The 21,887-nt window shown below is 62.4% G+C and carries 15 protein-coding genes and 1 riboswitch; of the genes, 8 read left to right on the forward strand and 7 right to left on the reverse strand.

The window, feature by feature from the left end:
- The first annotated feature begins 25 nt into the window (after positions 1–25).
- Positions 26–1,039 (forward strand): lytic transglycosylase domain-containing protein, encoded by a 1,014-nt coding sequence (locus M1D43_RS05635; RefSeq protein ID WP_192923429.1) that lies wholly within the window; start codon positions 26–28, stop codon positions 1,037–1,039.
- Positions 1,040–1,369: 330 nt separating this feature from the next.
- Here M1D43_RS05635 and gyrA read toward each other — a convergent pair whose 3' ends face one another.
- Positions 1,370–4,165 (reverse strand): DNA gyrase subunit A, encoded by a 2,796-nt coding sequence (gyrA, locus tag M1D43_RS05640; protein ID WP_153313786.1) that lies wholly within the window; start codon positions 4,163–4,165, stop codon positions 1,370–1,372.
- 285 nt (positions 4,166–4,450) lie between these two features.
- Here gyrA and M1D43_RS05645 point away from each other — a divergent pair, with 285 nt between their 5' ends.
- Complete coding sequence (locus M1D43_RS05645) at positions 4,451–5,080, forward strand: MarC family protein (protein ID WP_003529547.1); 630 nt, start codon at positions 4,451–4,453, stop codon at positions 5,078–5,080.
- Between the two features lie 65 nt (positions 5,081–5,145).
- Here M1D43_RS05645 and M1D43_RS05650 read toward each other — a convergent pair whose 3' ends face one another.
- The gene (locus M1D43_RS05650) at positions 5,146–5,670 is read right to left on the reverse strand and encodes a single-stranded DNA-binding protein (RefSeq protein ID WP_003529546.1); all 525 of its coding nucleotides are present in this window, start codon (positions 5,668–5,670) and stop codon (positions 5,146–5,148) included.
- A gap of 286 nt (positions 5,671–5,956) precedes the next feature.
- On the opposite strand from M1D43_RS05650, the gene uvrA reads away from it, so the two are divergent.
- Positions 5,957–8,878 carry an excinuclease ABC subunit UvrA gene (gene uvrA, locus M1D43_RS05655; protein WP_003529545.1) on the forward strand — a complete coding sequence of 974 codons (2,922 nt, stop codon included), beginning with the start codon at positions 5,957–5,959 and terminating at the stop codon, positions 8,876–8,878.
- An 88-nt stretch (positions 8,879–8,966) separates the two neighbouring features.
- Positions 8,967–9,770, forward strand: coding sequence for a DUF72 domain-containing protein (locus M1D43_RS05660; protein ID WP_127541421.1), 804 nt, complete (start codon positions 8,967–8,969; stop codon positions 9,768–9,770).
- A 376-nt stretch (positions 9,771–10,146) separates the two neighbouring features.
- Here the strand turns inward: M1D43_RS05660 and M1D43_RS05665 are convergent, their stop codons facing one another.
- Positions 10,147–11,343, reverse strand: coding sequence for an IS256-like element ISRm5 family transposase (locus M1D43_RS05665; RefSeq protein WP_153313422.1), 1,197 nt, complete (start codon positions 11,341–11,343; stop codon positions 10,147–10,149).
- 691 nt (positions 11,344–12,034) lie between these two features.
- Between M1D43_RS05665 and M1D43_RS05670 the strand changes: the two genes are divergently transcribed.
- Positions 12,035–15,826 (forward strand): vitamin B12-dependent ribonucleotide reductase, encoded by a 3,792-nt coding sequence (locus tag M1D43_RS05670; protein WP_003529536.1) that lies wholly within the window; start codon positions 12,035–12,037, stop codon positions 15,824–15,826.
- Between the two features lie 151 nt (positions 15,827–15,977).
- On the opposite strand, the gene M1D43_RS05675 is transcribed toward M1D43_RS05670, so the two are convergent.
- Complete coding sequence (locus tag M1D43_RS05675) at positions 15,978–16,616, reverse strand: glutathione S-transferase family protein (RefSeq protein ID WP_153313559.1); 639 nt, start codon at positions 16,614–16,616, stop codon at positions 15,978–15,980.
- Positions 16,617–16,806: 190 nt separating this feature from the next.
- Between M1D43_RS05675 and M1D43_RS05680 the strand changes: the two genes are divergently transcribed.
- Entirely contained in the window at positions 16,807–16,965 is a 159-nt protein-coding gene (locus M1D43_RS05680) for a hypothetical protein (protein WP_010969297.1), read from the forward strand.
- Positions 16,966–17,751: 786 nt separating this feature from the next.
- On the opposite strand, the gene M1D43_RS05685 is transcribed toward M1D43_RS05680, so the two are convergent.
- Entirely contained in the window at positions 17,752–18,027 is a 276-nt protein-coding gene (locus M1D43_RS05685; protein WP_153313558.1) for a hypothetical protein, read from the reverse strand.
- A 454-nt stretch (positions 18,028–18,481) separates the two neighbouring features.
- On the opposite strand from M1D43_RS05685, the gene M1D43_RS05690 reads away from it, so the two are divergent.
- Complete coding sequence (locus M1D43_RS05690; protein WP_498814140.1) at positions 18,482–18,847, forward strand: hypothetical protein; 366 nt, start codon at positions 18,482–18,484, stop codon at positions 18,845–18,847.
- Positions 18,848–18,876: 29 nt separating this feature from the next.
- On the opposite strand, the gene M1D43_RS05695 is transcribed toward M1D43_RS05690, so the two are convergent.
- Both M1D43_RS05695 and M1D43_RS05700 read right to left on the reverse strand, forming a co-directional pair.
- Positions 18,877–19,857, reverse strand: coding sequence for a DUF1775 domain-containing protein (locus tag M1D43_RS05695; RefSeq protein WP_153313557.1), 981 nt, complete (start codon positions 19,855–19,857; stop codon positions 18,877–18,879).
- A gap of 92 nt (positions 19,858–19,949) precedes the next feature.
- The gene (locus tag M1D43_RS05700) at positions 19,950–20,345 is read right to left on the reverse strand and encodes a hypothetical protein (protein ID WP_153313556.1); all 396 of its coding nucleotides are present in this window, start codon (positions 20,343–20,345) and stop codon (positions 19,950–19,952) included.
- 156 nt (positions 20,346–20,501) lie between these two features.
- A riboswitch (glycine riboswitch) is annotated at positions 20,502–20,589 on the forward strand.
- A 142-nt stretch (positions 20,590–20,731) separates the two neighbouring features.
- Here M1D43_RS05700 and gcvT point away from each other — a divergent pair.
- On the forward strand, positions 20,732–21,871 hold the full coding sequence (gene gcvT, locus M1D43_RS05705; RefSeq protein WP_153313555.1) for a glycine cleavage system aminomethyltransferase GcvT: 1,140 nt from the start codon (positions 20,732–20,734) through the stop codon (positions 21,869–21,871).
- Positions 21,872–21,887: the final 16 nt, after the last annotated feature.

Here is a 21,887-nt window from a genome sequence, read left to right on the forward strand (position 1 = left end):
CGTCCGCGACGAAGATGCTATCTATATGCACTCGTTGGTCGCCGAGGGCCGCATGGTCGAGTACGAAAAGGCAGGCACAAGCCGCATCCGGAGCACCCTGAAAGGACATCTGGCACGCGTCGCCGCGGCCGTATTGTCCGTGGTCATGTGTTTTGTCTCCGGCCACTCCGGGGCCGCGGAGGCGCGCACCGACGCGCCGGCTCCGCCGCGGAAATGCCTCTACTCGGGCGTGTCCACAGAAAACCCCTTCCTCCGTCTCTGCATCACCTCCGACAATTTCGCCCGGGACGTCTGCGGCATCATCGAACATTATGCCAAGGCGAACGACCTGCCCGCCGCTTTCTTCGCCCGCCTGATCTGGCGCGAAAGCCTTTTCCAGCCGGACGCCATCAGCCCGAAGGGCGCAGAAGGAATCGCTCAGTTCATGCCCGCGACGGCAAAGCTGCGCGGCCTGTCGGACAGCTTCAACGCGGTGGCGGCGCTGGGCAAATCCGCCGAGTATCTGAGCGAGCTCAAGTCCCGTTACGGCAATCTCGGTTTTGCGGCGGCGGCCTACAATGCCGGCGAAGCAGGCCTGGAGCGCTTCCTGGAAAAGGACCGCTTACCCTATGAAACGCGGGATTACGTGCTGGCGATCACCGCCTATTCCGTCGAAGACTGGCGCGACAATCCACCGAAGTCGCTCAACATCGAACTCGACAAGGACAAAAGCTTCCTCGATGGCTGCGTCGCGCTTGCCAATACGCGGCGCTTGCGCGAGCTGGTTATCGCCGATGAAGCCGTCTGGGCGCCCTGGGGAGTTCAGCTTTCGGCCCATTATCAGAAATCCATGGCGCAGCGGCTGTTCCTGAATGCCGTGAAAAGATTGCCCGCTCCGATCAACAGCGAAAAGGCGGTTCTGGTGCGGGAGCGTAATGCCAGCTTCGGATCCAGGCGCCGCTACGCTGCCCGCATCGGCCGGCAGACGCGCGCCGAAGCCGATCAGCTTTGCGCCGCCATACGAAAAAGCGGCGGCGCCTGCGTCGTTTTCAAGAACTGACGGCGCCTTTCGCCGGTACAGCGATGGAACGAGGATGTGCTTGACCTCCTCATCCCTGTGCTCGTCACAGGGATCCAGCCAGGCCAAGTCCTTGGGCTGAAAGAACATTGCCCGCGCCGCAGACGCGGCGCTGCCCTCATCTCTGTGACAAGCACAGAGATGAGGGCGAGGAGAGATTGCAGTCCCCGATACGTTTCCTAGTAGGCCGCGCAGTCGGCACTCGAAGAACTCAAGCCCAACCCCGAGCGCATCTTCTGAAGGTGACCTTTGCACATATGATAAGACCCGCCGCTGGATAGCGGCGGGCCTGAAATCGTTCCTGCGCTTCGATCACTCGTCCGGTGTCGACGCGGTGTCCGTCGGCAACTCCGGTTCGGCCATGACGCCTTCGGCACCTACGGCTTCGATCTCCTCGTCGCCATCCGGCTCGGTGATCCGCTCGACCGAAACGACCTTCTCGTCCTTGGCGGTGGAGAAAATGGTCACGCCCTTGGTGGCGCGGCTCGCCAGGCGAATGCCCTCCACCGGAACCCGGATGAGCTGGCCTCCATCGGAAACGAGCATGATCTGGTCGTTGTGCTCGATCGGGAAGGCGGCGACGAGTTCGCCGATTTCCGCAGTCTTCGAGGTATCGGTGGCGCGAATGCCCTTGCCGCCGCGGCCTGAAGTACGGAAGTCATAGGACGAGGAACGCTTGCCGAAGCCTTTCACCGAGACCGTCAGGATGAATTGCTCGCGCGCCTTCAGTTCCTCGTAGCGCTCGTTGGTGAGTTCGCCGCCATTGGTGACCTCCTCGCCGACAAGCACGATTTCCTCTTCTTCACCGGTCAAGGCGCGACGCTCCGCGGCCGAACGCTTCAGATAGGCGGCACGCTCCCACGGCTCGGCTTCGACGTGAGCGACGATGGCCATCGAGATGATCCGGTCGCCGTCACCGAGCGAAATGCCGCGAACGCCGATCGAGTTGCGGCCCGCGAAGACGCGGACATCGGCGACGGGGAAGCGGATGCACTGGCCGAGCGCCGTCGTGAGCACCACGTCGTCGAACTCGGTGCAGGTGTCGACCGAGAGGATCTCGTCGCCCTCCTCCTCGAGCTTCATCGCGATCTTGCCGTTGCGGTTGACCTGGACGAAGTCGGAGAGCTTGTTGCGACGGACCGTGCCGCGGGTCGTCGAGAACATGACGTCGAGGTTTTCCCAGGTCGTCTCGTCCTCGGGCAGCGGCATGATCGTGGTGATGCGCTCGCCGGGTTCCAGCGGCAGCATGTTGATCAGCGCCTTGCCGCGCGACTGCGGCGTGCCGATCGGAAGCCGCCAGACCTTCTCCTTGTAGACGATGCCGCGGGAGGAGAAGAACAGAACCGGCGTGTGCGTATTGGCGACGAACAGCCTGGTAACGAAATCCTCGTCGCGGGTGGCCATGCCCGAGCGGCCCTTGCCGCCGCGGCGCTGCGCCCGATAGGTCGTCAGCGGCACACGCTTGATGTAGCCCAGATGGGACACGGTCACCACCATGTCCTCCTGCGCGATCAGGTCCTCGTCGTCCATGTCCGGACCGCCTTCGGCGATCTCGGTGCGGCGCGGCGTGCCGAACTCGTCCCGGACTGCGGTAAGCTCGTTCTTGACGATCTGCATGATGCGGAGCCGGGACGACAGGATGTCGAGGTAATCCTTGATCTCCTCGCCGATCTTGTTGAGTTCGTCGCCGATCTCGTCGCGGCCGAGCGCGGTCAGACGCTGCAGGCGCAGGTCGAGGATCGCGCGGGCCTGTTCTTCGGACAGGTTATAGGTAGCGTCGTCGTTGATCCGGTGGCGCGGGTCGTCGATCAGCCGGATGAGCGCATCGACGTCGTGCGCCGGCCAGCGGCGCTCCATCAGCTGTTCGCGCGCGGTCTGCGGATCCGGCGCCTGGCGGATGAGCTTGATCACCTCGTCGATATTCGCGACGGCAATCGCGAGACCGACCAGCACATGCGCCCGCTCGCGCGCCTTGCGCAGCAGGTATTTCGTGCGCCGGCTGACGACGTCCTCGCGGAAGGAGACGAAGGCGCGCAGCATGTCGAGCAGCGTCATCTGCTCCGGCTTGCCGCCGTTCAGCGCCACCATGTTGCAGCCGAAAGAGGTCTGCAGGGGCGTGTAGCGGTAAAGCTGGTTGAGGATGACTTCGGCGTTGGCGTCGCGCTTCAGTTCGATGACGACGCGATAGCCCTGGCGGTCGGATTCGTCGCGAAGATCGGAGATGCCCTCGATCCGCTTCTCGCGGACGAGCTCGGCCATCTTCTCGATCATCGTCGCCTTGTTCACCTGATAGGGGATCTCGGTAATGATGATCTGCTCGCGATCGCCGCGCATCGGCTCGATATGGGCACGCCCGCGCATGATGACGGAGCCGCGGCCGGTCTCGTAGGCCTGACGGATGCCCGAACGGCCGAGGATCAGCGCCCCGGTCGGAAAATCCGGTCCCGGAATGATCTGCATCAGCTCCGGCAGCTCGATCGCGGGATTGTCGATCAGGGCGATACAGCCGTCGATCACCTCTACGAGGTTATGCGGCGGGATATTGGTCGCCATGCCGACGGCGATGCCGCCGGCGCCGTTGACGAGCAGGTTCGGGAACTTTGCCGGGACGACGACGGGCTCGTGCAAGGTGCCGTCGTAGTTGTCGCGGAAATCGACCGTGTCCTTGTCGAGATCGTCCAGCAGCGAATGCGCCGCCTTCTGCAGCCGGCACTCGGTATAACGTTCCGCCGCCGGCGGATCGCCGTCGACGGAGCCGAAGTTGCCCTGACCGTCGATCAGCGGCAGCCGCAGAGACCAGTCCTGCGCCATGCGTGCGAGCGCATCGTAAATCGCCATGTTGCCGTGCGGATGGTATTTACCCATCACGTCACCGGTGACGCGGGCGCATTTTACGTATTTCTTGTTCCAGTCTATGCCGAGCTCGCTCATCCCGTAGAGGATGCGGCGGTGAACGGGTTTGAGACCGTCGCGCACATCGGGAAGCGCACGCGACACGATCACGCTCATGGCGTAATCGAGATACGACCGCTGCATTTCCTCGATGATGGAAATCGGCTCGATGCCTGGCGGATTTTTTCCGCCGCCGGGGGTGCTTTGCTCAGTCAATGGTGATCACGATCTTTGTTCAGAATCAGTCGGTTTTTTATAGCCGAATGCGGCTCGGAGCGCCAATTTTCGGCCGGTGTTTTGAACAGTCTTTTGCCGCAGGAACAGGCTTTTCTAGGGCAAGGAAAGGAGCTCGCAAGGAAAGCTGCGCGCCTCGGGGATGGCGCTGGTTTAAGCCATTGCGTTGCGCTTGGCTACCCGCTCTTTCCAAGCTCGCATCGCTTGCCTAACAATGCGGGCCACACCACCGGGAATAGCCGGGGTAAAATCCGGAAGGGGACACGGATGTTCGACGTCGATCTCTTGATCAATGCGCTGACGACGCTGCTCGTCACGCTTGATCCGCCCGGCCTTGCGCCGATCTTCCTGAGCCTGACCGTCGGCTTGAGCCGGCAGCAGCGCTTCCAGGTCGCGACCCGCGGCTCGCTCATCGCTTTTTTCATCCTCGCCGCCTTTGCACTTTTCGGCGACGGCATCCTCGGTCTGCTCGGCATCTCGATCGGCGCCTTCCGGATCGCCGGCGGCATGCTGCTCTTCTGGATCGCCTTCGAGATGATTTTCGAGAAACGCCAGGAGCGAAAGGAGAAGGCCGGGGAAACGGCGATCACGAAGGACCACCTCCACAATATCGCGGTCTTCCCTCTCGCACTGCCCCTGGTTGCCGGGCCGGGAGCGATCTCGGCAACCATCCTTCTCGGCAGCTCATTTCCCTCGGCACTGGAGCGGGTGCAGCTCATCGTCGTCATCGCCGCATCGATGGCGATACTGTTCCTGGCGCTGGTGATCGCCGAGCGCATCGACCGGTTCCTGGGCGTCACCGGCCGGGCGATCCTCACCCGCCTCCTCGGCGTCATCCTTGCCGCACTCGCCGTTCAATTCGTCGTGGACGGCGTGCGTTCGGCGTTTCAGGTCTGAACGCACAACGAGAACGGCCCGCAACGAAGCGGGCCGGATGGTCTCGGACTGGCTGGCGCAGTCGATCAGAACGGAATGTCGTCGTCGAGATCGCGCGAGAAGTTGCCGCCCTGGTTCGGCTGGTTCGATTGACCGCCGGACCGGGCGCCGCCCGAGGAGGGCCGCGACTGATCGTATTCCTCGTAGCCGCCACCGCCGTAGTCGCTGCCGCCGCGACCTGCGCCGCCGCCCTCGCCTCCGCGGCCGTCGAGCATCGTCAGGGTCGAGTTGAAGCCCTGAAGGACGACCTCGGTCGAATAGCGGTCATTGCCGGTCTGATCCTGCCACTTGCGCGTCTGCAGCTGGCCTTCGATGTAGAGCTTGGCGCCTTTCTTCACATATTGTTCGACGACCTTGCAGAGGCCTTCGTTGAAGACGACGACCGTGTGCCACTCCGTCTTCTCGCGGCGCTCGCCCGAATTGCGGTCGCGCCAGGTCTCGGACGTGGCAATTCTGAGGTTGGCGATCGGCCGGCCGTCCTGCGTGCGCCGGATTTCCGGGTCGGCCCCGACGTTTCCGATCAAGATCACCTTGTTGACGCTACCAGCCATATCGCTTTTCCCGTTTTTGCCGCCGGACCGCTCGGCCGGCTCTCCAATGTCTCATGAGCGAACACCTTAACGGCCCGCCGCCGCCGATACGCCCCGTATCGCGCATAATCCACAGCTGATTTGGCGTGGATATGGCAGAGTTTGTTCTTTTTTTGTTCTAGTATTCCTCTATGATCCTGTCAACCGAATCGCAATTGAGCCGCCTCTTTTGCCGATTGCGCCTCGACATGGGCGCGGCCGTCATTACATAGGGGGCTTTCAACCGACATACAAAGCTGGCCTTCCGATGAGCGAACTCAAGACCATTTCCATTCGCGGCGCTCGCGAGCACAATCTCAAGGGCATCGACCTTGATCTGCCGCGCAACAAGCTGATCGTGATGACCGGCCTTTCGGGCTCCGGGAAATCGTCGCTCGCCTTCGACACGATCTACGCCGAGGGCCAGCGGCGCTATGTCGAGAGCCTCTCGGCCTATGCGCGCCAGTTCCTGGAAATGATGCAGAAGCCCGACGTCGATCAGATCGACGGGCTCTCGCCGGCGATCTCGATCGAGCAGAAGACCACGTCGCGCAACCCGCGTTCGACTGTCGGAACCGTTACCGAGATCTACGACTATCTGCGCCTGCTCTTCGCGCGCGTCGGCGTGCCCTATTCTCCCGCCACAGGCCTGCCGATCGAAAGCCAAACCGTCAGCCAGATGGTCGACCGGGTGCTGGAGTTCGGCGAGGGGACGCGCCTCTACATGCTGGCCCCGCTCGTGCGCGGGCGCAAGGGCGAGTACAGGAAAGAGCTCGCCGAGTTGATGAAGAAGGGCTTCCAGCGCGTAAAGGTAGACGGGCAATTTTACGAGATTGCCGACGTGCCGGCGCTCGACAAGAAGTACAAGCACGACATCGACGTGGTCGTCGACCGTGTCGTGGTGCGGCCCGATATCGGAACCCGTCTCGCCGACAGTATCGAAACCTGTCTTACGCTCGCCGACGGCTTGGCGATCGCCGAATTCGCCGACCGCCCCCTGCCTCCGGAAGAGACCTCCGCCGGTGGCTCGGCCAACAAGTCGCTGAACGAAACGCATGAGCGGGTGCTGTTTTCCGAGAAGTTCGCCTGTCCCGTCTCGGGTTTCACCATTCCCGAGATCGAACCGCGGCTTTTCTCCTTCAACAACCCCTTCGGAGCTTGTACGACCTGCGACGGGCTGGGCAGCCAGCAGAAGATCGACGAGGCGCTGATCGTTCCGGAGCCGAACCGCACCCTCAGGGACGGCGCCATTGCACCCTGGGCGAAATCCACGTCGCCCTACTACAACCAGACGCTCGAGGCCCTCGGCACGGTTTTCGGCTTCAAGCTCGGCAGCCGCTGGAGCGAGCTTTCCGAGGAAGCACAGGAAGCTATTCTCCACGGAACGAAGGACAAGATCACCTTCCACTATCAGGACGGCGCCCGATCCTACAACACGACGAAGACGTTCGAGGGCATCGTGCCGAATCTCGAACGCCGCTGGAAGGAGACCGACAGCGCCTGGGCGCGCGAGGAGATCGAGCGCTATATGTCGGCGGCCCCCTGCCCCGCCTGTGCCGGTTACCGGCTGAAACCGGAAGCGCTTGCCGTCAAGATCCACGCGCTGCATATCGGCGAGGTCTCCGAAATGTCGATCCGCGCCGCACGCGACTGGTTCGAGGTCTTGCCCGAGCATCTCAGCACGAAGCAGAACGAGATCGCCGTGCGCATCCTCAAGGAGATCCGCGAGCGCCTGCGCTTCCTGAACGACGTCGGCCTCGAGTATTTGAGCCTCTCGCGCAATTCCGGCACGCTTTCGGGCGGCGAAAGCCAGCGCATCCGGCTCGCGTCGCAGATCGGCTCAGGGCTGACGGGCGTTCTCTATGTTCTCGACGAGCCCTCGATCGGCCTGCACCAGCGCGACAATGCCCGCCTCCTGGATACGCTGCGGCATCTGCGCGACATCGGCAACACGGTCATCGTGGTGGAGCATGACGAGGATGCGATCCTGACGGCCGATTATGTCGTCGACATCGGCCCGGCGGCCGGCATTCACGGTGGCGAGGTCATTGCGGAAGGGACCCCTTCCGATATCATGTCCAATCCGAAGTCGTTGACGGGGAAATATCTCTCCGGCGAGCTTTCCGTTGCCGTGCCCGGCGAACGGCGCAAACCGAAGAAGAAAAAGGAAGTCACCGTCGTCGGCGCGCGTGCCAACAATCTGAAGAACGTGACCGCGTCGATCCCGCTCGGTGTCTTCACCGCCGTCACCGGCGTATCGGGCGGGGGCAAGTCCACCTTCCTGATCGAGACGCTCTACAAGGCTGCCGCCCGCCGCGTCATGGGCGCGCGCGAAAATCCGGCCGAACACGACCGCATCGACGGCTTCGAGCATATCGACAAGGTGATCGACATCGACCAGTCGCCGATCGGGCGCACGCCGCGCTCCAACCCGGCGACCTATACCGGAGCCTTCACGCCCATTCGCGACTGGTTTGCCGGGTTGCCGGAAGCAAAGGCGCGCGGCTACCAGCCGGGCCGCTTCTCCTTCAACGTCAAGGGCGGCCGCTGCGAGGCCTGCCAGGGCGACGGCGTCATCAAGATCGAGATGCACTTCCTGCCGGATGTCTACGTCACCTGCGACGTCTGTCACGGCAAGCGCTACAATCGCGAGACGCTGGACGTTCACTTCAAGGGCAAGTCGATCGCCGATGTGCTCGACATGACGGTGGAGGAAGGCGTCGAGTTCTTCGCGGCCGTTCCGGCGGTGCGCGACAAGCTGGTGACACTGAACCAGGTGGGCCTCGGCTATATCAAGATCGGCCAGCAGGCGAACACACTTTCAGGCGGCGAGGCCCAGCGCGTCAAGCTCGCCAAGGAGCTGTCGAAACGCTCAACCGGGCGCACGCTCTATATTCTGGACGAGCCGACAACCGGCTTGCATTTCCACGACGTAGCCAAGCTTCTTGAAGTTCTGCATGAGCTCGTCAATCAGGGTAATTCCGTGGTGGTCATCGAGCACAATCTCGAAGTCATCAAGACGGCCGACTGGATCATCGACTTCGGCCCGGAAGGCGGCGACGGCGGTGGCGAGGTCATTGCGCAAGGGACGCCGGAAGAGGTCGTGAAGGAGCCGCGCTCCTATACCGGCCAGTTCCTGAAGGAGCTTCTGGAGCGCCGGCCGGTGAAGAAGGTGGTTGCGGCGGAGTGATGCGTGGCCTCCTGAAGCGGGTGGCGTCTCTGATTCGCCCCGGCTACAGCGGTTTTGCGTGTCTGAGTGAGCATCGAGGAGGAAGAGGATGGCAAATTCGGGACAGATCCGTGTCGGCATCGGCGGATGGAACTTCGAACCCTGGGAAGGCACCTTCTATCCGGACGATCTTCCGAAAAAGCGGCAGCTCGAATTCGCCGGCAAGGAATTGCGGACGATCGAGGTCAACGGCACCTATTACAGCTCACAGAAGCCGGCGACTTTTGCCAAGTGGGCGGCGGAGGTTCCCGACGGCTTCATTTTTTCGCTGAAGGCCAGCCGCTTCGTGACAAATCGCAGGGTCCTGTCCGAAGCCGGTGAATCCATGGAGCGGTTCCTGACGCAGGGGCTGACGGAACTCGGCGACCGCCTCGGTCCCATTCTCTGGCAGTTCGCGCCGACCAAGAAATTCGATGCGGAGGATTTCGAGGGATTCCTGAAGCTCCTGCCGGAAAAGCAGGACGGCCTGAAGCTCCGCCACGTGGTCGAAGTCCGCAACCCCAGCTTCAAGGTTCCGGACTTCGTCAAGCTCATTGAAAAATACAAGGTTGCCGTCGTTCTCGCCGAGCATGCGGACTACCCGATGATCGCCGATGTCACGGGTGATTTCGTCTATGCACGGCTGCAGAAGGGCAGCGACGAGGTGAAGACCTGCTATCCACCGAAAGATCTCGATCGCTGGGCCGAGCGGCTGAAGACCTTTGCCGCCGGCGGTGAGCCGGACGACCTGGAGAAAGCTGCGCCGGAACGCCAGCCCGAGACGGCACCCCGCGACGTCTTTGCCTTCTTCATCACCTCAGGCAAGGTCAACGCTCCCAACGGCGCTAGGGAACTGCAGAAACGCGTGGGCTAAGGCCTGTTGAGATTCGGGATTCCCGCCGCGGCTTGTTTGATTACCTCATCCCTGTGCTCGTCACAGGGATCCAGCCAGACCAAGTCCTTGGGCTGAAAGAACGCTTTCCGCGCCGCAGACGCGGCGCTGCTGGATCTCTGTGACAAGCACAGAGATGAGGCAGGAGAGATTGCAGTCCTCCGATACGTTTCCTGAACCTAGGCGCCCCGCAACTAAAATCGTTAACGTGATCGATTCTAATGAGTTAAGACGCGGGGTGCGGGCGCCAGGGGAGTCCCAACATCGCCCCTCGACTTGATACTGCTGGTACCGCCGAATCACCAAAACGGGGGTTGTGTGCGTCAAGTTCTGCAAAATGGGCGGTCATGCGTGCTGGTCATGCGGCTTGACGGAGTGCGAGTTTCTTGTGCTCTCGCAGGTCGTCCATGTTGATGTAGCGATTGGCCTCCATCCAGTTTTCGTGGGTTTCGACGGCGAGGGCGCGGACGAGTCGTAGGCAGCTCTCGGTGTTGGGAAAGATGCGCACGACGTAGGTTCTGCGGCGGATTTCCTCGTTGAGGCGTTCCAGCATGTTGGTGCTCTTGAGGTGCTTGTGATGCTGGCGCGGCAGACGAAAGAAGGTCAGCGTCTGCTCGATGGTTTCCTCAACCCAGGAGGTCAGGCGCGGATAGCGGACCGACCATTTTCCCAGCCACGCGGCGAGATCGGCCTTCGCCTCATCAAGGTCGCGGCGATCATAGAGCCATCGAAGCTCCTGCAGGCAATCGTCGCCATGTTTGCGCGGCAGGTGATCGAGGGCGTTCCTGAGGAAATGCACGTAACAGCGCTGCCAGGCAGCTTCCGGGATCACCTCGCCAATTGCCGCGACGAGACCGGCATGGTCGTCGGAGACCACCAGTTCGACGCCCTTCAAACCGCGCCCTTTCAGCCTGACGAGGAAGTCCTTCCAGGCGCAACGGCTTTCACGGCCGGCCATCTCGACCGACAGGATCTGCCGCCGTCCGTCCCAGTCGATGCCGACAGCGATCAACACCGCCTGGCTCATCACCACACCGGCCTCGCGCACCTTCTCATAACGGGCATCGAGAATCAGGTAGGCAAACGGCTCTTGAAGCGGGCGCTCGGCAAAGGCCTTCAGGCTCTCGTCCAGCCGCTTGTTGATCGCCGAGATCGATGACGCCGAGAAGGCATGGCCGCACAGCTCCTCGGTGATCGCCTTGACCTTCCGCGTCGACACCCCTTGCACATACATCTCCGCCAAGGTTGCCACCAGCGCCCGCTCGGAGCGCTGATAGCGTTCGAACAATTCGGTGGAGAAGTGCCCCGAGCGATCCTGCGGCACCCGCAGCTCGAGCTTGCCCACCCGCGTGATCAGCGTGCGGCCATAGTGGCCCGAACGGTAGCCGAGCCGCTCCGGCGTGCGCTCGCCTTTCGCAGCTCCCAGCGCCTCGTCCATCTCCGCTTCCAGCACCTCCTGCATCACCGTGCGGATCACCTCGCGCAGCCCATCGGGGTTCGAAAGCAAAATGTCTTTGACGGCGGCGCTGGCTGTCTTACCTTCAGTCTTGGTCATGGTGGCGTTCCTTCCAGGGAATCAGGTGACGTCAACATCACCAGCCTGCCATGACCGCCTCTCTCAGTGAATTTGCAGAACCTTCAGCACACTACCAAAACGGGCCGCATCACACACCCACCTGATTCGCAATCGCGAGTAGCGCTAGGCCGCGTCTTGTACCCGCTTTTTCATCCATAAAAATTTGAATTTGGGCCTGCCGCTAGCTCATCTTCGCAGGCAAGCGGTGGAAGTCCCTGTTTTTCAACGGATTGATCGATGTCCCCGTTTTCCACAGTCGACCCACACAAGATATAGCGCTCAAACTTCCGTCACAAACCACCCCTTGACGCCCCGAGGCGATTCACGGTTAATGGATTTCACGTTGCGACGGCGGCGGACCGGGAAGTTCAGAGGCCGGTTCACACCCCCAAATCGTCGGTTCCGACATGCGGCCCGGGCGGATGACCCCGAGCGGCTGCAGTGGCGGAATTTTGCGCGAAATTTGGGTCGCTCAAGCGGCATTTCGAGCTGGCGTAAAGAGCCTGTTAATACTATATTTAGTGTTTGCAGCCAGCATCATCACAAGATACAGGATTACCCAGGAGCTGGGTTTCCTCACATCGACAGAAATTTTCAGGCTGGCTGCGAGATCCATCGCGGCCGGGCGAGGTTAACTGCGCTTTAGCGCATGGCAACAAAGGACGGGACAATGAAGATCGAGCGTCGTTTCACGAAGGCAGGGCAATCCGCCTATGCCGAGATTGAGTTCCGCAAGGCGACGAGTGAGATCAAGAACCCGGACGGGTCCGTGGTCTTCCGCCTTGCGGATATCGACGTGCCGGCGCAGTTCTCGCAGGTCGCCGCCGATATTCTCGCCCAGAAATATTTCCGCAAGGCCGGTGTGCCGGCAAAGCTGAAGCGTGTCGAGGAAAACGACGTGCCGTCCTTCCTCTGGCGCTCGGTTCCGGACAACGACGCGCTGAAGGCGCTGCCGAAGGAAGAGCAGTACGGCTCCGAAACCGATGCCCGCCAGGTTTTCGATCGCCTGGCCGGCACCTGGGCCTATTGGGGCTGGAAGGGCGGCTATTTCGACACGGAAGAGGACGCCAGCGCCTTCCGCGACGAGCTCGCCTACATGCTCGCCACCCAGCGCGTTGCTCCGAACTCGCCGCAATGGTTCAACACCGGCCTCCACTGGGCCTATGGCATCGACGGCCCCGGCCAGGGCCATTTCTACGTCGATCCCTTCACCGGCAAGCTGACGAAGTCGAAGTCCGCTTACGAACACCCGCAGCCGCACGCCTGCTTCATTCAGTCGGTCGCGGACGACCTCGTCAACGAGGGCGGCATCATGGATCTCTGGGTGCGTGAGGCGCGCCTCTTCAAATACGGCTCCGGCACCGGCTCCAACTTCTCGCATCTGCGCGCCGAAGGCGAAAGGCTCTCGGGCGGCGGCAAGTCCTCCGGGCTCATGAGCTTCCTGAAGATCGGCGACCGCGCCGCGGGCGCCATCAAGTCGGGTGGCACGACGCGCCGCGCCGCCAAGATGGTCGTCGTCGACATCGACCATCCCGACATCGAGGAATACATCAACTGGAAGGTCAAGGAAGAGCAGAAGGTCGCCGCCCTCGTCACCGGCTCCAAGATCGTCGCCAAGCACCTGAAGGCGATCATGAAGGCCTGCATCAATTGCGACGGCAGCGACGATGCCTGCTTCGATCCCAAGCAGAACCCGGCGCTGAAGCGCGAGATCCGTGCCGCCAAGCAGGCGCTGGTTCCGGAAAACTATGTCAAGCGCGTCATCCAGTTCGCGCGGCAGGGCTATAAGGACATCCAGTTCAAGACCTATGACACGGATTGGGATTCGGAGGCCTATCTCACGGTTTCCGGCCAGAACTCCAACAACTCGGTCTCGATCAAGGACGACTTCCTGCGCGCCGTGGAGGCGGATGGCGATTGGCACCTGACCGCCCGCAAGGACGGCCGCGTCATGAAGACCCTGAAGGCGCGCGACCTCTGGGAGTCGATCTCCCACGCGGCCTGGGCCTCGGCCGATCCGGGCCTGCACTTCAACACGACGATGAACGACTGGCACACCTGCCCGGCTGCAGGCCCGATCCGCGCCTCCAACCCGTGCTCGGAATACATGTTCCTGGACGACACGGCCTGCAATCTCGCCTCGCTCAACCTGATGCAGTTCAAGGATGCCGCGACCAAGCGGATCAATATCGGCGACTACGAGCATGCCGTCCGTCTCTGGACCGTCGTTCTCGAAGTCTCTGTGATGATGGCGCAGTTCCCGTCCCGCGAGATCGCCGAGCTCTCCTACGAATACCGCACGCTCGGCCTCGGCTATGCGAATATCGGCGGCCTGCTGATGTCGTCAGGCATTCCCTATGACTCCCCCGAGGGCCGCGCCATCGCCGGCGCGCTGACCGCGATCATGACCGGCGTCGCCTATGCCACCTCTGCCGAGATCTCCGCAAAGCTCGGCCCCTTCCCCGGCTTTGCGCCGAACCGCGACAACATGCTGCGCGTCATGCGCAATCACCGCCGCGCGGCTCACGGCGAGACCGCCGGCTATGAGGGCCTGTCCGTCAACCCGGTCGCGCTCGTCCACGGCGATTGCCCGGACCAGGACCTGATCGCCCATGCCAAGGGCGCCTGGGACAAGGCGGTCGAGCTGGGCGAGAAGCACGGCTACCGCAACGCCCAGGCCACCGTGATCGCGCCGACCGGTACGATCGGGCTCGTCATGGATTGCGACACGACCGGCATCGAGCCCGATTTCGCCCTGGTGAAATTCAAGAAGCTCGCCGGCGGCGGCTATTTCAAGATCATCAACCGCGCGGTTCCCGAGGCGTTGCGCACGCTCGGCTACTCGGAAAGCCAGATCGCCGAGATGGAGGCATATGCCGTCGGCCACGGTAACCTCAACCAGGCCCCGGCCATCAATCCCACGACGCTCAAGGCCAAGGGCTTCACCGACGAGAAGATCGAAGCCGTCAATGCGGCGCTTAAGGCTGCCTTCGACATCAAGTTCGTCTTCAACCAGTGGACGCTCGGCGCCGACTTCCTGAAGGAGACGCTGAAGGTCAGCGATGAGCAGCTCGCCTCGATGGACTTCAACCTGCTCGAGCATCTGGGCTTCTCCAGGAAGGACATCGAAGCCGCCAACATCCATGTCTGCGGCGCGATGACGCTCGAAGGGGCACCGTTCCTGAAAGCAGAGCACCTGCCGGTCTTCGATTGCGCCAATCCCTGCGGCAAGATCGGCAAGCGCTACCTCTCGGTCGAAAGCCATATCCGCATGATGGCGGCCGCCCAGCCCTTCATTTCGGGCGCAATCTCCAAGACGATCAACATGCCGAACGAGGCGACCGTCGAGGATTGCAAGAACGCCTACATGCTCTCCTGGAAGCTCGCGCTGAAGGCGAATGCGCTCTACCGCGACGGTTCCAAGCTCTCGCAGCCGCTGAACGCCTCGCTGATCGAGGACGAGGAAGACGAGGACGCGATCGAGGAGCTGATGCAGGCGCCGGCAGCCGCCCAGGCGGTCGCCGTCACCGAGAAGATCATCGAGCGCGTCATCGAGAAGGTGGTGCGCGCCCGCGAGAAACTGCCGAACCGCCGGCAGGGCTATACCCAGAAGGCGATCGTCGGCGGCCACAAGGTGTATCTGCGCACCGGCGAATTCGGCGATGGACGGCTCGGCGAGATCTTCATCGACATGCACAAGGAAGGTGCGGCCTTCCGGGCGATGATGAACAACTTCGCCATCGCCATCTCGCTCGGCCTGCAATATGGCGTGCCGCTCGAGGAATATGTGGAGGCCTTCACCTTCACCAAGTTCGAGCCGGCCGGCATGGTCCAGGGCAACGACGCGATCAAGAACGCGACGTCGATCCTCGACTATGTCTTCCGCGAGCTTGCCGTTTCCTATCTCGGCCGCCACGACCTTGCTCATGTCGACACCTCCGACTTCAGCAATACCGCGCTCGGCCGCGGCATTCAGGAAGGCAAGACCAACCTCGTCTCCACCGGCTGGACCCGTGGCTACAAGCCGTCCATCGTCGGCGGTACCGGCGAGCGCTCCGAGCCGAAGGGTGCTTCGACGGCCGCCCCGGCCCGCGCCTCGGCCGGCGCTTCCGTCACCTCGATCTCCGGCAATGCCGTGCGAAAGCTTGAGCCGGCAATCGCCGCCGCCACTTCCGAAGTCGTCGCCTTCAAGCGCGATTACGAGGAACGAGCCGTCGAACTCGCCGAGGAGATTGCCGAAGAGGCGGAACAGGAGGTGACTGCCCTCTTTTCCGACAAGGCCGCGGCAGAGGCCGCTGCGGCGAAGTCCGAGGCAAAGAAAGTCGAAGCCGAACGCCGCGCCCGCTCGATCATGCAGGGCTATACCGGCAACATGTGCTCCGAGTGCCAGAACTTCACGATGGTCAGGAATGGCACGTGCGAGAAGTGCGACACATGCGGCGCCACGAGCGGGTGCAGCTGAGACAGCGGCAGAAGTTGTTGTAGTCAGCCATTGGTTACGACGCACAGCCACTGAAATGACGCAGTAATCGATATGGCCGCCTCCCTGGAAGCGGCCATATCTATGTTCTGCACAGGGATATCCGCGGGCTTCACGGAAGAGGAAGCTCAGGCTATGCGGGCCGCGTCTCCATCATCGAGCGCCTCACCGACATCCGCGCCCACCACGCCGCCAGCATCTCGTGCTCCCGGAGCATTTCCTGCCCTTCCGGCGCCCTGAGGAAATAGTCGAATATCGGGGCGGCATAGAGGTCGGCGAGCGACATGGTCTCGCCTGCGAGCCATGGCGCCGTTCCCATAATTTCGGAAATCGCCTTGAGGCAGGTCCTTGCTTTCGGCAGCGCAGCGGCGATTGCGTTCTCGTCAGCGGCCGCGCCGCTCGCCGGCTTTGAGACGCGTTCCACGTAGACTCCCCAGACCAGAGTGGGATAGGCGTAGTTGTCGGCGATACTCATCAGCTGGTTGCAGCGGGCGCGCTCCCGCGGATCGAGAGGTTGAAGCCTCCTCCCGTCGAACACGTCATCGACGTAGCGCGTTATCGCGCCGGTCTCGTAAAGCCTGAAGCCCTCATATTCGAAGGCAGGGATGCGACCGAAGGGATGCCGCTCCAGATAGTCCTGTGGCGGGCCATCGCTCGCGAAGATGTCTACGGGGACGAGTTCGTAGTCCGTTCCCTTCTCGGCCAGCGCCAGCCGCACGATCCGCACGTAAACGCTGTACTCCGCTCCGAACAGGCGCGGCCTTCCGGTCATTGCAGCCCTCCCCATTGCCTGAAGATTTCGACCTGATGATGTAGCACCACTTCCAGGCATCAATGTGCGGATGCGGCAGGCGGCTGTCACTCCGAAAGGAAAAAGCAAAAGAGTCAATGTGAAAGCGATGGACGGGCGGCTCAGGATACCGCAATTTATGCGCGTCTGACGAAGCAGAATCGGAGAGTTCATGCCCCTCAAATATCTGACCGCCCTATTGGCGCTTGCCGTCCTGTCGGGGTGCACCAGCACCGGCGGAAACAACACGACCTATGCTCAGTGGTACGGGCCGAATCCCGTTCCCAATTTCAGCGCCGCGAGCCCCGGTGGTGTTCGCGTAGGCTATTAAGCACCCGGACCGGCCAAGGACGCTCGCGGAATTGCGCAGCGGCCGATGTTCTTCAAGGTGTGGGTGAACCGGTTCCCTGACGGAGGCGGCGCAGTCGCAGCGCCTCCGTGTTTGCCATGCGAGCCGGCGCCGCCGTTTGGCTCGCAATGGAATTGGCCGCGCAGAGGTGACACTCACCTCGGGAGGTGACACTCACCTCGGGAGGTGACACTCACCTCGGAGGCGGCGATCACCTTGGAGGTGACGATCACCTCGGAGGTGACGATCACCTCGGCGGGACGAGACCTTGATAGTAATCCCCGTCACCGCCGACCACCCGGTCCCCGGTGTGCGAGCACGCCGCCAGCGTGGCGAGTGCGAGCAACAACACGATCTTGCGCATAGGCCCCCCGTACCTTTCCTAACAGTTTGACGGCCATTGATATTCTGCCATTCGCGCAGGATCAATTCCCAACCGCGCAATCCACACGGTCCTGCGGCAGCGCTTCTTACACCATCCGGGCTACTACATCGGTCCCAAGAAATCGGAACCGATTGGCGCGATGCCGCATGCAACGTCTCATCAGCGCTTCGGGGGTATCAAGCCGGGATAGTATTGCCCGTCCCCTCCATAATACCGTTCGGCGCTGGGCGTCGCCGTTTGTGAGCACGCGCTGAGAACGAAGACCGCCACCAACATTCCGATTGCCCGCATAGAGTATGTCCTTTCGCATATAGATTTCCGCAACCGGGTCGCGCCGACGCGCTGCATCGGCTCTCCGTTGCACCTGCAATTGTACATGCGATTCAACCGGCGATGCACACGATTCCGTGATGTCTACCATCAAGTGCAGGTCCCGTATTCCCCCAACCGGTCCACTTGGGTGTCGAACCGGTCAGGTGCCGCAAGCCGGTCACTATGGTGGCTGCGCCCGGAGTGAGCGTTGCCGCAGCGGTGCCGACCGCCAGGACATAGTCGACCTCCCCCGCCTTCTCGAAGGTGAGCGTCACGGGCACGGAGCGCGGGCGCCTCTCAGCGACAGCCCTCTTGCGATGCGACGGAAGCGGGTTCGTGCGCCGCATTTGGGGCTTCGATTGATGCGTGTCGTTCTTAAAGCCGCTATAGACCTGAGCGACATGCTTCAGAGAGGCGTCGGGGGTACGACGCCGCTATAGTATTGGCCTTCTCCCGTATAGTACCGTTCGGCGCTGGGCCTTCCTGTTTGCGAGCACGCGCTGAGAGCAAAGATCGCCAACAACAATACGATCGCGCGCATAGACTTACGTCCTTTCGTGAGTGAACTTCTTCAATATGACTTTTATGAACTAGATTTTTTCCGGCGCAGAAGCCGCGCCGGTTCTCGGTTACGGCTGCGATTGTACATGCCGTTCAACCGGCGGTACACAAAATTGCGCAATGTTCAGCCCCGCAGCCCTCGAATCGTTACGATTTTCCTAAAATTCAATCACCCGATTTCACCTGCTCGCAAGCGCAGTCTGGCACAGGAAAGGATTATCGTGCCCGAGGACTGACAGGATGACCCAGGTCGTTACCATCTCCGCGACGACGGCGGCCTATGCGGCGGATGCATTGAAGCCGCCCACGCGCTTGCGTGGCGATGGACCTGTCGACGAGGCAATCACACTGCTTTGCGCGCGCGGCCAAGAGCGGGCGGCGGTCACAAAGATCAGAAGCGCGCTGCCGCTGCACCTCATGCTGATCGCTGCAGAGCGCCGTCTGCCGCAACAGACGCAGGCCGAAACGCTGCGCCGCTATCTCGAAAACGCCGAGGACGAGGACGAGGGCGGAGGCGATCGCCGGCGGGAAGACAAGCCTGCCGGCGATGAACAGGATCTGGGCGAAATCACCAAAATGCTCGACCGGCTCGTTCAGGGATCCTGAGCCGGTCGACGCGCTTTCCTGTCAGTGTTCTATTGATGGCTGTGGCCGGAGTGAGCGTTGCCCGCGGCGGTGCCGACCGGCAGGACATAGTCGACCTCCCCCGCCTTCTCGAAGGTGAGCGTCACGGGCACGGCATCGCCTTCGGCAAAGGGCTTCTTCACCTCCATGAACATGAGATGCAGGCCGCCGCTCTTCAGCTCGACGGTTCCGCCGGCGGGAACGGCAATGCCGTCCTCGAGCTTGCGCATTTTCATGACGTCGTTCTCCATCGTCATTTCATGGAGTTCGACCCGGCCCGCGGCCGGGCTCTCGACGGCAAGCAGCCGGTCGTCGGCACTGCCGCCGTTCCTGACCACGAAGCCGCCGCCGCCGACCTTGGCGCCGGGCAGCATGGCCTTCACGGCTCCGCCCGAGATCTCGAGATCGCCGAGCTTGACCGTTTCGGGCGCGGACTGATGATGCCCTCCGTGACCGGAATGCTCGTCGCCCGCCGCCATGGTAACGGTGATCGTCGGCGCCGGATGCTCGAGGGAATGGGCGTCCTCGCCCTCCGCCGCCACCTGATCCCAGACCACCTTGCCGTCGGCGCCGCAAAGCTGCGTCGTCGGAAAGGCAAGCACGGTCTCCTTGTCGAAGCCCGCGAGTTTTCCGCGCACGACGAAGGTGTCGTAATGTTCGTCGGGAAGGTTGCCGCCTTTCCAGCGAATTTCCAAGGGACCGGAGGAAACCTTGGTGCCGTGATCGTCATAGGTTTTCCGGTAGTCGCCCTTGATGATCTCCAGCTCCCAGCCGGGCTTAGGCTGGGGCTTGGCAAAGACGAATCCCTCCGGCAGCTGCACCCGCACTTCGGTCGTCGCCTTGCCGTCGCAGCCATGCGGCACCTGAAGCGTGGCGTTGACGGTCGTTTCGGCCGGCGCGCTGCCCGTCTCGAATGTCGCATGCGCATGGGCGAGCCCTGTGGCGGTGAATGTGAGGCCGGTGGCAAGCAAGGAAAGTCTGATCGTGTTCATGTCGTAATTTCCGAACCACGTGCCGGAACGCGGCCTTCGTGGGTCAATGCCGCATAGCGGCGCAAGAAATTCTGGGTTGGATTCGAGGAGATTTACGGCTGGGCCGGCGGGCCGCGCGGTGGCGGCAGCAGGCGCAGGGGCAGAAGCACCGCCTCGGCGGCGACGATCGGCGTTCCGGCAGTCCAGTCGCCGTTTTCGGCCGGCAGGCTTTCATCGGGCGCCGCCGGCAGGAGCACGGAGGCGGCGAGCCGGCAGGCTTCGCAAACGGGAGCAGATGACGACGACTTGCCGTGGCCGGCGTCATGATCGACGCCGCCCGTGCCGAAGCAGATACCGGCGAAGGTGCCGTCGGGGAGAAGATATTCGGCGGAAATCGCCGGGCCGGCCGCTTTCGCAAGGGCTGGCTTATGGGCGAAGGACAGGAATAGGAGTGCGAAGGCTGCGAGCAGCCGCATCGCAATTCCCCATTTCCGCTCGCGCCCTGTCATGGCCACCTCTCTTCGGTCTTCCCTATCCGCTGCCCAAAGAAATTGCAAAGGCCGATTTTGCCGCACTTGTCGCGGAGGATGAAGTCAGGGCGACAAAAATATGTTTGGTCGCGACATAGGCCCTTGCCAAAATCCGGCCTTCGCCGTTATCTGGATTCGACCTCGTTGGGAGAAACCGGTTCGATCCGGTGCCGAAGGAGCAACCGCCCCGGAAACTCTCAGGCCAAAGGACCAGCAAGGTGCCGGTAGGACTCTGGAGAGAAGCGTTCGCGCTCGCCGAAGGGATAACAATCTCAGGCAAAGGGACAGAGGGGGCTCGAATTTGTCGGCGCATGACGCCGGTATTGTGAGCCGGCGCGAAAACGCGCCAGACCTGGAGGCCGGACTTGGAAGACGTTTCCACCTTGAAACACACGCCTTTGCACGCGCTGCACCTTTCGCTCGGTGCACGCATGGTGCCCTTCGCCGGTTACGACATGCCGGTCCAATACCCGGAAGGCGTATTGAAGGAGCACCTGCATACCCGCGCCGCCGCCGGCCTCTTCGACGTGTCCCACATGGGACAGATCGTCGTGCGGCCGAAATCGGGAAAAATCGAGGACGCGGCGCTGGCGCTGGAAAAGCTCGTGCCGGCGGATGTTCTCGGCCTCGCGGAAGGCCGACAGCGCTACGGCCTCTTCACCAATGCCGCAGGCGGCATTCTCGACGACCTGATGATCGTCAATCGCGGCGATCATCTCTTCCTCGTCGTCAACGCGGCCTGCAAGGATACCGATCTTGCGCATCTCAAGGACGGTCTCGGCAGCGTCTGCGACGTGACCATGCTGACCGACCGTGCCCTGATCGCCCTTCAGGGACCCCGGGCCGGAGCGGTCCTCTGCGAACTCTGGGCGGACGTCTCGTCGATGCGCTTCATGGATGTCACCGAAGCCGACCTTCACGATGTGAGCTGCATCATCTCCCGCTCCGGCTACACCGGCGAGGATGGCTTCGAGATCTCCATTCCCGCGGAAGCGGCTGTGGATGTGACGCAGCGCCTGCTCGAACATCCCGACGTTTTGCCCATCGGGCTCGGCGCGCGCGACTCGCTCCGCCTCGAAGCGGGGCTTTGTCTCTATGGCAACGATATCGACACGAATACGAGCCCCATCGAAGCAGGCCTCGAATGGGCGATCCAGAAAAGCCGCCGCGCCGGCGGTGAGCGCGCCGGCGGCTTTCCGGGCGCCGGCCGGATACTGGCCGAGCTCACCGACGGAGTTTCCAGGCGGCGTGTCGGCCTGAGGCCCGAAGGCCGGGCGCCGGTCCGCGGCAATGCCAATCTCTTCGCCGATGCGGAGGGCAGGACGGCGGCAGGAACCGTCACCTCCGGCGGCTTCGGTCCAAGCGTGGATGGACCGGTCGCCATGGGCTATGTCGACGCCGAGCACGCCGAAGTCGGCACCAGACTGTTCGCAGAGGTGCGCGGCAAATACCTGCCCATCGCCGTCACTGCCCTGCCCTTCATCAAACAAACCTACAAACGCTGATCAGGAGAACCTGCGT

Source organism: Ensifer sp. R1-3 (assembly GCF_056739175.1).